This window comes from Arthrobacter tecti (assembly GCF_054511355.1).
On sequence record NZ_JBTNCT010000016.1, the window covers coordinates 1 to 13920 of the forward strand.

The 13920-nt window shown below is 63.6% G+C and carries 9 protein-coding genes and 1 pseudogene; 5 read left to right on the top strand and 5 right to left on the bottom strand.

The window, feature by feature from the left end; all coding sequences use genetic code 11:
• Nucleotides 1–293 precede the first annotated feature (293 nt).
• The 4 genes and pseudogenes from ACX80C_RS15245 (at nt 294) to ACX80C_RS15260 (ending at nt 3866) form a co-directional block, all read left to right on the top strand.
• Complete coding sequence (locus tag ACX80C_RS15245) at nt 294–815, top strand: gamma carbonic anhydrase family protein (protein ID WP_459327303.1); 522 nt, start codon at nt 294–296, stop codon at nt 813–815.
• Between the two features lie 50 nt (nt 816–865).
• Nucleotides 866–1519 (top strand): winged helix-turn-helix domain-containing protein, encoded by a 654-nt coding sequence (locus ACX80C_RS15250; RefSeq protein ID WP_459327304.1) that lies wholly within the window; start codon nt 866–868, stop codon nt 1517–1519.
• The gene (locus ACX80C_RS15255; protein ID WP_459327305.1) at nt 1516–2748 is read left to right on the top strand and encodes an MFS transporter; all 1233 of its coding nucleotides are present in this window, start codon (nt 1516–1518) and stop codon (nt 2746–2748) included. The genes ACX80C_RS15250 and ACX80C_RS15255 overlap by 4 nt, the downstream gene beginning before the upstream one ends.
• 39 nt (nt 2749–2787) lie before the next feature.
• Nucleotides 2788–3866: pseudogene (locus ACX80C_RS15260) on the top strand (Gfo/Idh/MocA family protein).
• A 33-nt stretch (nt 3867–3899) separates the two neighbouring features.
• Here ACX80C_RS15260 and ACX80C_RS15265 read toward each other — a convergent pair.
• The 5 genes from ACX80C_RS15265 to purH form a co-directional block, all read right to left on the bottom strand.
• Nucleotides 3900–4889 (bottom strand): bile acid:sodium symporter family protein, encoded by a 990-nt coding sequence (locus tag ACX80C_RS15265; protein ID WP_459327306.1) that lies wholly within the window; start codon nt 4887–4889, stop codon nt 3900–3902.
• Between the two features lie 169 nt (nt 4890–5058).
• Complete coding sequence (locus tag ACX80C_RS15270) at nt 5059–7110, bottom strand: beta strand repeat-containing protein (RefSeq protein WP_459327307.1); 2052 nt, start codon at nt 7108–7110, stop codon at nt 5059–5061.
• Nucleotides 7111–7199: 89 nt separating this feature from the next.
• Nucleotides 7200–8324 carry a hypothetical protein gene (locus ACX80C_RS15275; protein ID WP_459327308.1) on the bottom strand — a complete coding sequence of 375 codons (1125 nt, stop codon included), beginning with the start codon at nt 8322–8324 and terminating at the stop codon, nt 7200–7202.
• A 173-nt stretch (nt 8325–8497) separates the two neighbouring features.
• A complete protein-coding gene (locus tag ACX80C_RS15280; RefSeq protein WP_459327309.1) occupies nt 8498–10717 on the bottom strand; it encodes an NADP-dependent isocitrate dehydrogenase in 2220 nt (739 codons plus the stop codon).
• 71 nt (nt 10718–10788) lie between these two features.
• Nucleotides 10789–12405: a bifunctional phosphoribosylaminoimidazolecarboxamide formyltransferase/IMP cyclohydrolase gene (gene purH / locus ACX80C_RS15285; RefSeq protein ID WP_459327310.1), complete on the bottom strand. Its 1617-nt coding sequence runs from the start codon at nt 12403–12405 to the stop codon at nt 10789–10791.
• Between the two features lie 154 nt (nt 12406–12559).
• Between purH and ACX80C_RS15290 the strand changes: the two genes are divergently transcribed.
• Nucleotides 12560–13909: an MFS transporter gene (locus ACX80C_RS15290; protein ID WP_459327311.1), complete on the top strand. Its 1350-nt coding sequence runs from the start codon at nt 12560–12562 to the stop codon at nt 13907–13909.
• Nucleotides 13910–13920 lie beyond the last annotated feature (11 nt).

Sequence of the window (13920 nt, forward strand, 5' to 3'; positions counted from 1 at the left end):
GTGAAAGCCTGGAACGAGGACCCGCAACCCTACGTGTGGACCAAGACCGCCGATGAGATCCTGGAATCCCTATCACGACTAATGCAACGAACTACCGGCGCAGGACACTAGTGAATCGCCGGATGTATGTGGACAACTCGCCTGACAACGCGAGTGTGTGCAGGACAAGTCGTGCCAGTTCATAGTCACCCACTGCCCGCCCTCGCAATTTCGGTCGAAATCGCCATTTGCGTCAGAAGATGTGGCGAGATTGACGATATCGACCGAAATTTGGCACCGGATACGCTGGGCGCATGGGACACATCATCACATTCGCAGGCCACACACCGTCCATCGCGGAGTCCGTTTTCGTCGCACCGACCGCATCGATAATCGGAGACGCCAGGCTCGGTAAAAACTCCAGCGCCTTTTACGGTGTCTCCGTTCGCGCGGACACCGAGTCGATCTCCGTCGGCGAAGGCACGAACCTCCAGGACAACGTCGTCCTCCACGCCGATCCCGGCTTCCCGACGACGGTCGGCGACCGCGTGAGCATCGGACACAGCGCCGTGGTCCACGGATGCACCATCGGGAACGACTGCCTCATCGGCATGAGCGCCACCGTCATGAACGGAGCGAGTATCGGCGAGGGATCGCTCGTGGCCGCGGGCGCCGTCGTACTCGAAGGAACGCAGGTACCGCCACGCTCGCTGGTGGCGGGAGTGCCCGCCAAGGTGCGGCGGGAACTGAGCGACGAGGAACTGGAGGGTGTGAAGCAGAATGCCGCCCGCTATCAGGAGCTTGCCGCAGCACACCGTGCAACACTCGAGAAATGATTCTAAAGAACTCTTGCTAAAGAGATCTTTAGATAGCCATACTGGGTGTCATGACCAACGACGACGGCGCCCGCACTTTCCCTGACGGCGTCACCTACCGCGGGCCAGCAGATGAGCTGGTTGTCAGCGACCCCGTTCGCATCCGGGCCCTGGCGCACCCCGTGCGCCTCGAACTGCTCGACGTGCTGGATGACAAAGGCGAGGCGACCGCCACAGAGTGCGCTGCGGCAATCGGAGAATCGGTCGCGAGCTGCTCCTACCACCTGCGCATGCTCGCCAAGCACGGCTACATCGAGCAGGTTGGCCGGCCTGGACGCGAGAAACCCTGGAAGTCGGTTTCGCACAGCCGCTCGCAGGTCATCGATAGGAATGCTCCGGGCTCGGTCCACGCGGTATCGGCGATGGCCAGCATTCACGTACACCGCCAGGCGGACCGCATCCAGTCGTGGCTGCAACGGGCTCCCCAGCTGCCCGTGGAGGACATCGATGTCGCCTCGATCATGCGCTCAAGTTTCTACGCCACCCACGAGGAAATCCGGAAGTTCCGCGATGATCTTCTGGAGCTCAGCCGTCGCTTCGACGGCCGGTGGCAACACCCCGAGCAGCGTCCCGAAGGCTCGCTTCCCGTCCAGATCTTCGCGGTACTCAACATAGAGCCTGACCGCGGCGGGGCCGAACCAGGCAATCCCGAGCAGACGACATGAGCGCCGACGTACAGCCCCACGCCGACGTCGCGACCAACCGCGGGGTTTTGCGTACACCGGCCTTCCGGCGGCTCGGTCTGGCCTGGATCTTCAGCAACTTCGGTGACTCCGCGCTCTATCTCACCGCCGCAATCTGGGTGAAGCAGCTCACCGGAAGCGACGCCGCAGCGGGGCTGGTCTTCGCAGCGCTGGGACTCCCGGCACTGCTGGCTCCGCTGACCGGGCAGCTCGCCGACCGCTTCCGACGGGTGCCGGTGCTGGCCGTGACCAACGTGGCTGCCGCCGTCGTCGTACTGGCCCTGCTGCTGGTGCGCTCCGCAGACCACCTCTGGCTGATCTACGTGGTGATCTTTGTCTACGCGAACGCGTCCTATGTGACCGCGGCGGCCCAATCCGGTGTGCTGCGGGACCTGGTGCCGGACCGCATGCTCGCCCCCGCCAACGGGATGCTCAGCAGCATCGATCAGGGGCTGCGTATTGTGTCGCCGCTGATTGGTGCGGGGATCCTGGGGCTCTGGGGAATGGACTGGGTGGTGGGGATGACCTGTGTGTCGTTCCTCGTTGCCGCAGCCGTACTCAGTAGGCTGCGGGTCGCCGAATCGGTGCACGAGCGCGGGCTGGAGTCCTTCTGGGGAACCAGCACCGCAGGTTTCCGGTTCCTGTTCGCGCACGCACTGCTCCGCCCGGCTCTGCTGACGCTGGTCATCGCCGTCGGAGCGACCGGCGTCCTGAACGTCACCATCTTCGCAACCACCGAACAGGGCCTTGGCATGCCGCCGGAGTTCCTCAGCGTGCTCATCAGCTGCCAGGGCCTGATGTCAGTAGTTGGCGGGCTTACCGCGAGCATGGTCATCCGGCGGCTGGGCATCCGACGGACGATCGTCGTCGGGATCCTGCTGCTCAGCGTGGCGGTCCTCGGCTCCGGCGTGCCCGTGCTCGGCGTGGTTCTTGGCTCAACGGTGTTGCTGGGTATCGGCGTTCCGTGGGCGATCATCGCCTTCGTTACCCTGCGCCAGCAGGAAACCCCGCCCGCGATGCAGGGACGCACCTCCGCTGCCACCAACATGATGATCAACGTCCCGCAAGTGGGCGCATCCGTTCTCGCGGCAGCGCTGCTGAGCATCATCGATTACCGCATGCTGATTCTCGCGATGACGGTGCTGTGCTTCCTGAGCGTGCTGCCGCTGGTGCTGCGGAGGAGGTCTGCGGCGACGGTTCGCGCGACGTAACGGGTGGACGCGACCGGAAGCATTGGGAAGTATGAGGAGATGACAACTGACATCCGCTTCCCTGTGCCGCCATGCGCCGAGCCCGGTGCGCCCTCCCCTCTCACCGCCACCGGAGAACCGTTGCGGTGGGGCGTTGTAGCGACCGGCGGCATTGCGCGATCGGTGACAGAGGATCTGGCGCAGCTCGAGGACGCCGTACTGCAGGCGGTCAGTTCCCGCAGTGAAGAACGGGCGCGTGCTTTCGCGGAAGCTCACGGCTTCAAGACCGCCCATTACGACGACGGCGGCGCCCGCGGCTTCGAGCTCTCCTCGCCCAGGACCCGGAGGTGGACGTGGTGTACGTAGCCACCCCGCACGGGCAGCACTTCGAGGTGTGCAAGGCTGCGTTGACGGCGGGTAAGCATGTGCTCTGTGAGAAGGCCTTCACCGTCAACGCGCGAGAGGCTGAAGAACTCATCGACCTGGCGCGTGAGAAGGGCCTGTTCCTCATGGAGGCGGTCTGGTCGCGCTTCCTGCCGAGCCTCAACCGTGCCTGGGAAATCATTCACTCCGGCGAACTCGGAGAAATCGGCTGGGTACAGGCCGACCTCGGCTTCCCCTCGACCTATGACCCGGCCGCCCGCCTGTGGGACCCGCTGGCAGGCGGCGGCGCCCTCCTCGACCTCACCATCTACCCGACGACATGGGCACTTGGCGCCTTGGGCTTCCCGACGTCAGTCTCCGCGGAAGCCACACTGAACGACGACGGCGTCGACGCACAAAATGCGCTCACCCTCACTTACGCGAGCGGGGCGCAGGCCCAGCTGTCGTCGTCATTGGTGGCTTCCGGCCCCAGCCAGGCCACTGTCGCCGGCAGCAGGGGGTGGCTGCGGACATCGTCTCCGCTTCATAACCCGCGGGAACTCGTCATTCAGGCCTTCAAAGGGGAATCACGGGTGGAGGAGTTCGAACGGGTAGGCAACGGGTACGCGTACGAGCTGCGCGAGACCACGCGCTGCATCCAGTCAGGACTCCTGGAGAGCCCCACCATGCCACTGCAGCACACCCTCGACACCATGCGCATGTTCGACGGCGTCAGGGCACAGCTCGGCGTTCGCTACGCCAACGACAACCGGTAAGCGGGCGAACCGCACGAGCGGGCGCCGATCGCCTCAGCTGGCGACGCCCGCTTCGTGTGCTGGCTGCACCTCGTCAGCCGGGCCCCGGCGGCGCCAGTATGCTGCCAGCAGCGCACCGGAGACGTTGTGCCACACCGAGAAGATGGCTGCCGGAAGAGCCGATTCCGGTGTCATGTGCGTGCGTGCCAGCCCCGCGGCCAGGCCCGAGTTCTGCATTCCGACCTCGACGGCAGTTGTGCGGCGGGCTGGAACAGGGAGCTTGAACAGCCGGGCCGCGGTATACCCGAGCGCATAGCCGAGCCCGTTGTGGAGGATCACCGCGAGGAGTACTAGAAGGCCTGCGGAGAAGATGGCGTCCGCGCTCAGACCTACTACCGCCATGACCACGAGCGTGATGGCTGAGACCGAGATCCAGGGCAAGACAGGCAGTGCCGCCGCCACGAGCCGTGGAAGGAGCAGGCGCGCGGCCAGGCCGAGCGCAACGGGGATCAGCACAATCTGCACGATGGACCATGCCATGGAGCCGGCGTCGACCGGGAGGTATTGTCCGGCTAGCCAAAGGGTCAGCAGCGGCGTGAATATCGGAGCCAGCAGCGTCGACACGGTTGTCATCGCGACGGACAGTGCCACATCACCCTTCGCGAGATAGGACACAACGTTCGACGCCGTGCCGCCAGGGCAGCAGCCGACCAGAATCACACCGGCCGCCAGCGCGGCAGGAAGTCCGAGGACGGAGGCGACCAGGAGTCCCAGCAGCGGCATCACGAGGAACTGAGCGACGACGCCAATCACCACCGGGATAGGTCGCCTGGCAATCAGTGCGAAATCCGGCGGAGTAAGCGTCAGGCCCATCCCGAACATGATGACGCCCAGCAGTGGGTTGATTGCGGGAGCCAATCCTGTGAACGCCGTTGGCATCAGCAGAGCTACCGCGCCTCCGCCCAGAACCAGCAGCGGAAATAGGGTGACGGCTATGCGGGCGTTGCGTTCCTCTGACGACACAGCGGGGCGTTGCGAATCCATGGTTCAAGCAGTAACACGAACATTTCCGCGCAACTTACTCAGTCAGGAATTGTTACGCCAGGCACCTAAGGTTCGGTTTGGCTCCGTGCTCGGCCTCTTAATAGACGGCGGCTTCTGGCGCAGTAAGTTGGCCGGAGCTCGATCTGCTCCGGCCAACTTGCCTTCGCCATTAGATCCGCGCGGTGCGAACCCGGCGTGAGACCAGAGCAACGCCGCCTACGACGAGCAGGCCTGACATCAGAAGCAACAGCGACGAATCGACGCCGGTCTGAGCGAGACCGCCGCGGGCCGCTGTGCCCGCAGCGTTCGTTGCGTTCGTTACGGCGCGGTCCGCGACGCCTGCGCCGGCCGTGACGCCTGCGCTGGCCAGCACAATCCTGGAGTCGGTGCCGTTGCCGTTGCCGTTGTCGGTTCCGGCACCGGGCGTCCCGTTGCCGTCATCACCCGTAGCCGGGCCGTCAGTCCCGTTGCCGTCATCACCCGTGGTCGGTCCCTGGGGATCGGTTGGGTCCGTCGGATTAGTGGGGTCCGTGGGATCCGTTGGATCCGTTGGATCCGTTGGATCCGTTGGATCCGTTGGGTCCGTGGGATCCGTAGGGTCAGTAGGGTCCGTGGGGTCCGTCGGATCCGTGGGATCGGTTGGGTCCGTCGGATCCGTCGGGTTTCCTGCAGCTGAACCGCAATCGGAGGTGGAGCTGTCGCCAATCACCGACACGGCATTGCACCCAATGTTGATGGGAATAATTGCGCCGAGATCCACACCGATGTCCCCAAGCAATCCGTCGTCGACAGTGCCCTCGGTTCCGTCAGATGAACCATTCTCAGCAGTTGCCGCTGATTCGCAGTTCGAAGATGAGCTGTCGCCAATCACCGACACGGCATTGCACCCAACGTTCACGGGGATAACAGCGTCAACGTCCCCGATGACGTCCCCCACGAGGGAATCATCCGAACCACCGCCAGCAGAGTCACCGTCATTACTTCCCGACGAGCCACCATTGGCAGTTGCCGCTGATTCGCAGTTCGAAGATGAGCTGTCGCCAATCACCGACACGGCATTGCACCCAACATTGACAGGTGCGATAGCGCCGAGATCAAGTCCGATGTCCCCGAGCAAACCGTCATCGGCGCTGCCTTCCGAACTGCTGTCGGCACCACCGGAGGTTGCACCACCAGCCGCCGCATCCGAACCGTCAGTCGAGGAATCACCAATCACCGAAACCGCGTTCCCGCCAACATTCACCGGCGCCACAGCCTCAACCACAACCGTCACATCACCGACCAGCGAATCATCCGAACCACCGGATTCCGAACCGGCAACACCGCCACCGCCAGAGGTAGAACCACCAGCAGCCGCATCCGAGCCCTCAGTCGAGGAATCACCAATCACCGAAACCGCGTTCCCGCCAACATTCACCGGCGCCACAGCCTCAACCACAGCCGTCACATCACCGATCAGCGAACCATCCGAACCGCCGGATTCCGAACCGGCAACAGCACCACCGGAAGTAGAACCACCAGCCGCCGCATCCGGACCGTCAGTCGAGGAATCACCAATCACCGAAACCGCGTTACCGCCAACATTCACCGGCGCCACAGCCTCAACCACAGCCGTCACACCGCCAAGCAGCGAATCATCCGAACCACCGGATTCCGAACCGACAACAGCACCACCTGAGATCGAACCGCCAGCCGCCGCATCCGAGCCCTCAGTCGACGAATCCCCAACCACCGACACCGCATTACCGCTGACATTCACCGGCGCCACAGCCTCAATCACAGCCGTCACATCACCGACCAGACCGTCATCCGAACCACCGGATTCCGAACCGGCAACACCGCCACCGCCAGAGGTAGAACCACCAGCAGCCGCATCCGAGCCCTCAGTCGAGGAATCACCAATCACCGAAACCGCGTTACCGCTGACATTCACGGGCGCCACAGCCTCAACCACAGCCGTCACACCGCCAAGCAGGGAGTCGTCTTCGCCGGACGATGCCTCGCTGCCAGCGGCTACTTCCGCATCCGATGACGACGTCGACCCCTCAGAGGAAGCGTCCCCAATCACCGAAACGGCGTTACCGCTGACACTTACTGGCGCACTTACGCCGCCCAGTACTTCTGTGCCGGGTTCCGCGGCGGACGCCGCCCCAGCGCCAAGGACCAGAATTCCCCCGGCTAGCAGGAATACTTTGATCCCTCGTTGTATGTACGTTTGCATGATGCTTTCTCCTGAATTGATGTTTGACGTGGCGCTTCGAGCGCCACAGAAGCTCGTCTGCTACCGCATGGAGGGCAGCGATGAGCTCATCAATCGGGAGTTGAGCCGGGATCGAAAGTTGGCCCCTGGGGCAGTGCCGCGGAATTGCGGGACTGTCCGGGGTCCGTCGACGAAAATGCAGGATCGAATGAGGATGGCATGTCAGCAGCACCAACGCCGCCTGGCCCAGCAGATCCAGCGGAGGCAGAACCGGTGCCGGAACTGACCATCGGCGAACCCGTTGGCGAGGCGGCTGGCTGGACGTCCGAAAGCGTCAACGAAGGAGCTTCCTGAACAACAAACTCGGCACCGGAGGCAAATATCGACGACGACGTCTGGTCGACCGGCGGGCCACCAACGGTGATGCTCGACGGACCTACGCGCCCACCCGCCGGACGATCGTCAGCAGCAACCGATGTCTTCGTGACAGAAACTTCTGAAACGCTGCTGGAGTCAGCAAGCATTGTCGGCTCGTTATCAACTTCGGAAGCCACTGGTGCGCCCTCGGGAACAACAGGTTCGACAACATCGGGTGCCGGCGCCGCCGGTGCAAGAGGATCCGAGACAGGCTCAACCACATCAACGACCGGATCCACGACTTCCACAACAGGATCCACGACCGGCGTCACCACATGTTCAACAACATCGACCACCGGATCCACTGTCTCGATCACCGGATCTACGGCATCGACAACGGGAGTGAGAATCCGCTGAACCGGCGGAAGCACTGGTGCCACGGTTGCATCCACCGTTTCAAGAACCGGCTGCGTGACGCGTGAAGTTGTCCCCTCGGGAACCACCCGGTTGACCACCGGAACCTGGGACACCACCGAATCAACTACGGAGGTGACCGGTGCAACTGTCTCGGCAACGCTCACTTCACCGATGAGCTCGGGTACGTTACTGACGATGTCGGACACTGACGGAGCAGCCGACGACGACGGCGCCACCGCTTCAACCGCCGGCTTCATTGCCGATCCGACTTCTTCCAACACAGCTTCAGTGGGAGTCGCAACTGACTCGACCACGGAGGTGAGGGCGCCGGACAGGCCGTTGGCGCCGTCGTCGGCTGTTGCTGTAGCGGCGGAAAGCGCCAGGAAACTCACGGCTCCGCAGCCGCCGAGAAGTGAAATGCGCAGGGCGGCAGCGGCAGCTCGGCGAATGTGCCGTTCCATCTGTCACCACCCCCTGTGGATCGCTTCCCCAGAAATTAAGGAACGCATGCTCCCAATTCGGTGTAAATAGTCACTTGGATGGGCTAACTCCTGAAAAACTTTCCCGCCCAAGCGAGAAGCCCCGGATTCACGCGGGGAATTGCGCGAGTCCGGGGCCTTTCAAAAGCAGATGATCAGCTAAGCGAGGACAGAACCTCGTTGAGCTTTGCGGAAGGACGCATCACCGAAACGACCTTCTCAATGTCGGGGCGGTAGTAGCCACCTATGTCCACCGGTGATCCCTGGACTGCAAGCAGCTCGGAAACGATGGTTTCTTCGTTCGAGGTGAGTTCCTTCGCGACGGCGGAGAACGCAGCTGCCAGTTCTGCGTCCTCGGTCTGCTCGGCCAGCTCCTTTGCCCAGAACTGTGCAAGGTAGAAGTGGCTGCCGCGGTTATCCAGTTCGCCGGCCTTACGGCTGGGCGATTTGTTCTCCAGGAGGAAGGTGGCGGTAGCGCGGTCAAGCGTGTCCGCCAGAATCTGCGCCCTCGCGTTGCCGGTGGAGGTGGCGAGATGCTCGAAGCTCACGGCGAGGGCGAGGAACTCACCCAGGCTGTCCCAGCGCAGGTGGTTCTCGCGGACCAGCTGCTGCACGTGCTTGGGAGCCGATCCACCGGCGCCGGTCTCGAACAGGCCGCCACCGTTGATCAACGGAACGATGGACAGCATCTTGGCGCTGGTGCCCAGCTCAAGGATGGGGAACAAGTCCGTGAGATAGTCGCGCAATACGTTTCCGGTGACGGAGATGGTGTCCTCGCCCTTGCGGATGCGCTCCAGGGTGAAGGCGGTGGCCTTGACGGGCGAGAGGATCTCGAGCTGGAGTCCCTCCGTGTCATGGTCCAACAGGTACTCGCGAACCTTGGCAATGAGGTTGGCATCATGAGCGCGGTCCTCGTCAAGCCAGAAGACGGCGGGCGTAGCGGAGGCGCGGGCGCGGGTAACGGCCAGCTTCACCCAGTCGCGGATGGCAACGTCCTTGGTCTGGCAGGCACGCCAGATGTCGCCCGGCTGCACCTCGTGCTCGATCAGCACTGCGCCTGATCCGTCGAGAATCTGGACCGAACCGGCGGTCTCGATCTCGAAGGTCTTGTTGTGGCTACCGTATTCCTCCGCGGCCTGCGCCATGAGGCCTACGTTCGGAACGGTACCCATGGTGGTTGGATCGAAGGCGCCATTGGCGCGGCAGTCATCAAGCACCACCTGGTAGATGCCGGCATAGGAACTGTCCGGCAGGACTGCGAGGGTATCCGCTTCCTGACCGTCCGGGCCCCACATGTGGCCGGAGGTGCGGATCATGGCCGGCATGGAGGCGTCGACAATCACGTCGCTGGGCACGTGCAGGTTGGTGATGCCCTTGTCTGAATCGACCATCGCCAGGGCCGGGCCGTCGTCGAGCCCCTTGCGGATGGCGGCCTCAACCTCACCGCGCACGTCCTCGGGAAGCTTGTCCAGCCCGCTCAGGATGGAGCCGAGGCCGTTGTTCGGGCTAAGGCCTGCAGCCTCGAGCTGCTCGCCGTAAGAGGCGAAAACCTCGGGCAGGAACGCGCGGACGATGTGGCCGAAGATGATCGGGTCCGAGACCTTCATCATCGTTGCCTTCAGGTGTGCGGAGAACAGCACGCCGTCGTTCTTCGCAAGCTGAACGTGCTCGGCGAGGAACTGATCGAGCGCTGCCGCGCGCATCACGGTTCCGTCGATCACTTCACCGGCGAGCACACCGAAAGCCTTCTTCAGAACCGTTGCAGTGCCGTCTTCAGCGACGTGCTGAATGGTGAGGGAACTGTCCGCCTTCATCACCACGGACAACTCGTTGGAACGGAAGTCGCCGTCGCTCATAGTTGCGACGTTGGTCTTGGAGTCCGCGGACCAGGTACCCATGGTGTGCGGGTTCTTACGGGCGTAGTTCTTCACCGACTGGGGTGCGCGGCGGTCGGAGTTGCCCTCACGCAGCACAGGGTTCACGGCTGAGCCCTTGATCTTGTCATACCGTGCACGGACATCCACTTCCTCGTCGCTCGAGGGGCTGTCCGGGTAGTCCGGGAGCGCGTAGCCCTGGCCCTGGAGCTCGGTGATGGCGGCCTTCAGCTGCGGCACCGAGGCGCTGATGTTGGGCAGCTTGATGATGTTGGCCTCCGGCTTTGTGGCCAGCTCCCCCAGTTCGGCCAAGGCGTCGCCGATGCGCTGTTCCTCGGTCAGATAATCACTGAAGTTCGAGATGATGCGCCCGGCCAGTGAGATGTCGCGGGTTTCCACCTCCACACCCGCCGTCGAAGCGTACGCTTCGATGATCGGCAGGAACGAGTACGTGGCCAGCATGGGCGCTTCGTCGGTGTGGGTATAGATGATTCTGGCCATTGTTAGGCGTCTCCCTGAGGGTCTTTATGTGCTGAATTATGTTGGTGCTTCAACGTGTCTAACGTACCGGTTTAGTGAAAGAAGTGGCGTGCCCCGGTGAAGTACATGGTGATACCGGCGGCCGTCGCGGCATCGATGACCTCCTGGTCGCGCACCGAACCGCCGGGCTGGACGACGGCGCGGACACCGGCGTCGATCAGGATCTGCAGGCCGTCTGCGAAGGGGAAGAACGCGTCCGACGCCGCCACGGCGCCACGCGCGCGCTCCTCGCCAACACCTGCGAGCGTGTTGGCCCGCTCCACTGCGAGACGGCAGGAATCGAGCCGGTTGACCTGTCCCATTCCGACGCCGACGGCGGCACCGTCCCGGGCGAGCAGGATTGCGTTGGACTTCGCGGCACGGCACGCGGTCCAGGCGAAGGCGAGATCGGCGAGGGTTGCCTCATCGGCCGGCTCGCCCGCGGCGAGGATCCAGTTCTCCGGATTGTCGCCATCGGCCTGCACGGTGTCGCTGACCTGAAGGAGGACTCCGCCGGAGACCTGCCGGATTTCCGTCGGGTACCGGTCATAGCCTTCAGGAAGGGCGAGAAGGCGGATGTTCTTCTTCTGCGAGAGGATCTCCACCGCATCCGGCTCGAACCCCGGGGCGATGACAACCTCGGTGAAGATGTCCTTCACGGTCCGGGCCATGCCTGCCGTGACCGTCCGGTTGGCCGCAATCACCCCGCCGAAGGCTGATACCGGGTCACAGGCATGCGCTTTGGCGTGGGCGTCGGCGATTGGATCCGCTGCGTCTGCGGAGCCGACGGCAACACCGCAGGGGTTCGCATGCTTGATGACGGCGACGGCGGGTTCTGTGAAGTCGAAAGCGGCACGCAGGGCGGCGTCCGCGTCCACGAAGTTGTTGTAGCTCATCGCCTTGCCGTGCAGCTGATCGGCCTGCGCGATTCCCACCGGAGCGGCCTTGTCCACGTAGAGCGCGGCCTGCTGGTGCGGGTTCTCGCCGTAGCGCAGCACCTCGGAGCGCTCGAGCGCCAGACCGGCGTAGGCGGGCCAGTCCACAACGCCGTCGCCGTCTTCGTCGAGGAACTGACTCGCTGTCCAGGTGGCCACCGCATTGTCATAGGACGCTGTGTGCGCAAAGGCACGGGCCGCGAGCCGCTGGCGCGTCTTCAGATCGAACCCGCCCTCACTGGCGGCCTGCACAACACTGCCGTAGTTCGCGGGATCAACCACGATGGCGACGGCGGCGTGGTTTTTCGCGGCCGAGCGGACCATCGCGGGACCACCGATGTCGATCTGCTCGACGACGTCGTCCTGTCCTGCTCCGGACTTGACTGTGTGAACGAACGGATAGAGATTCACCACCACCAGGTCAAAGGCCTCAATCTCCATCTGCGCAAGCGTATCCATGTGGGCCGGCACCCGCCGATCGGCAAGTATCCCGCCGTGCACGCGCGGGTGGAGGGTCTTGACGCGTCCGTCCAGCATCTCGGGCGAGCCTGTCACGTCCTCGACTTCCTGCACCGGGATTCCGGCGGCCGCAATCTTCCTGGCCGTGGACCCGGTCGACACAATCCGCACGCCGGCGGAATGCAACCCCCGTGCGAGTTCCTCCAGCCCCGTCTTGTCGTAAACGGAAATCAGTGCGCGGCGGATGGGAACGCGGTCAAGGTTGGTCAAAGTCACGCAGGTCTCCAGGGAATGAGTGCAGTGGGATCGTTCCAAGTCTAAAACACTGCTTGCTGCTCTCTTTCAGCCGGGCAGACGGGTTACGAAGCAAGACTGTCCGTGCGCGGCGGTATGGTGTTCGAAAAGTTGGATCCCATGCGAGAGAGCCCTTGTGAGCACCCACACCGAACTTCCCACCGGCGACCAGGTTGTCCAGGATCTGCCGTGGCGCTGGCGTGTGCAGGGCAGGATTTTCCTGATCGGCGGGCTCGGCTTCATGTTCGACGCCTGGGACGTCACACTCAACGGCTACCTCATTCCGTTGCTTTCGGATGAGTGGGGCCTGACGCCGGGGCAGGCTGCCTGGGTGGGCACGTCCAATCTGATCGGCATGGCGGTGGGCGCTTTTGCGTGGGGGTCGATCGCCGACATCATCGGCCGCAAGAAGGCGTTCACGGCTACGCTGCTGATCTTTTCCCTGTTCACCGTGCTGGGCGCACTCTCCGGGGACCTCATCTGGTTCTGCATCTTCCGGTTCCTCGCCGGCTTCGGCCTGGGCGGCTGTATCCCGGTCGATTACGCCCTGGTCGGCGAGTTCACACCGAGGAAGCACCGCGGCCGCGTTCTCACCGCCATGGATGGGTGGTGGCCCATCGGCGCAGCCCTGTGCGGTGTGGTCTCAGCGTTACTCATCGCCGCCTTCGGCGACTGGCGTTACCTCATGCTGGTGATGGTGCTTCCGGCATTGCTTGTCTTCTGGGTGCGGCGGTCGGTCCCTGAGTCGCCCCTCTATCTGGTCCAGCGTGGACGAACTGACGAGGCGAAGGCCGTGATCAACCAACTGGTTACGAGCACGGGTGGAACCGCACGGCGATGGCGGCTGCCCGAAGCCGGTGACGACCCTCGGCTCACGCTCGGTGGCCTGACCGGGCAGTTCACGGCGCTGTGGCGGTTCAACTGGCGCATCACCCTGGCCGCCTGGGGTCTCTTCCTGACCATCCTCCTCGTCTACTACGGCGCCCTGACCTGGATGCCCCAGATCCTGATCACCGCGGGGTTCCGGCAGTCGGTCGCCTTCCTGACAACAGCCGGTATGACTGGCATTGGTTTCCTTGGCGTCGTGGCCGCTGCCCTGTTGGTGGAACGTGTGGGGCGAAAGTGGATTCTTGCCGTGTCCGGCCCGCTGTCCGCCGTCGTTCTGGTGATCTTCGCCCTCAACGTGGAGTTGCCCGTTGTTGCGACGTTCTGGCTGCTGGCGTTCGGCTTCACCATTCAGGTGGCCATCCCGGTTCTCTACACCTATGTGTCGGAGCTCTATCCCACAGAGCTGCGGGGTTCGGGATTCGGTTGGGCGTCAACGGTTTCCCGTGTCGGTGCCGGCCTGGTTCCACTGATCTTCGGCTCGCTGCTCTGGCCGTATCTGGGGCTGCCGTTGACCTTCGCGGCAACTGGGCTGCTGGTACTGCTCGCGGTGCTGTGGATGGCCCTGAAGGCACCCGAAACCCGTGGCGCCGCACTTTAGTTGACAGCCCA

Bases quoted from the DNA above. Each gene is read 5' to 3' on its own strand.
- ACX80C_RS15245 (WP_459327303.1), top strand. From the start codon at position 294: ATGGGACACATCATCACATTCGCAGGCCACACACCGTCCATCGCGGAG.
- ACX80C_RS15250 (WP_459327304.1), top strand. From the start codon at position 866: ATGACCAACGACGACGGCGCCCGCACTTTCCCTGACGGCGTCACCTAC.
- ACX80C_RS15255 (WP_459327305.1), top strand. From the start codon at position 1,516: ATGAGCGCCGACGTACAGCCCCACGCCGACGTCGCGACCAACCGCGGG.
- ACX80C_RS15265 (WP_459327306.1), bottom strand. From the start codon at position 4,889: ATGGATTCGCAACGCCCCGCTGTGTCGTCAGAGGAACGCAACGCCCGC.
- ACX80C_RS15270 (WP_459327307.1), bottom strand. From the start codon at position 7,110: ATGCAAACGTACATACAACGAGGGATCAAAGTATTCCTGCTAGCCGGG.
- ACX80C_RS15275 (WP_459327308.1), bottom strand. From the start codon at position 8,324: ATGGAACGGCACATTCGCCGAGCTGCCGCTGCCGCCCTGCGCATTTCA.
- ACX80C_RS15280 (WP_459327309.1), bottom strand. From the start codon at position 10,717: ATGGCCAGAATCATCTATACCCACACCGACGAAGCGCCCATGCTGGCC.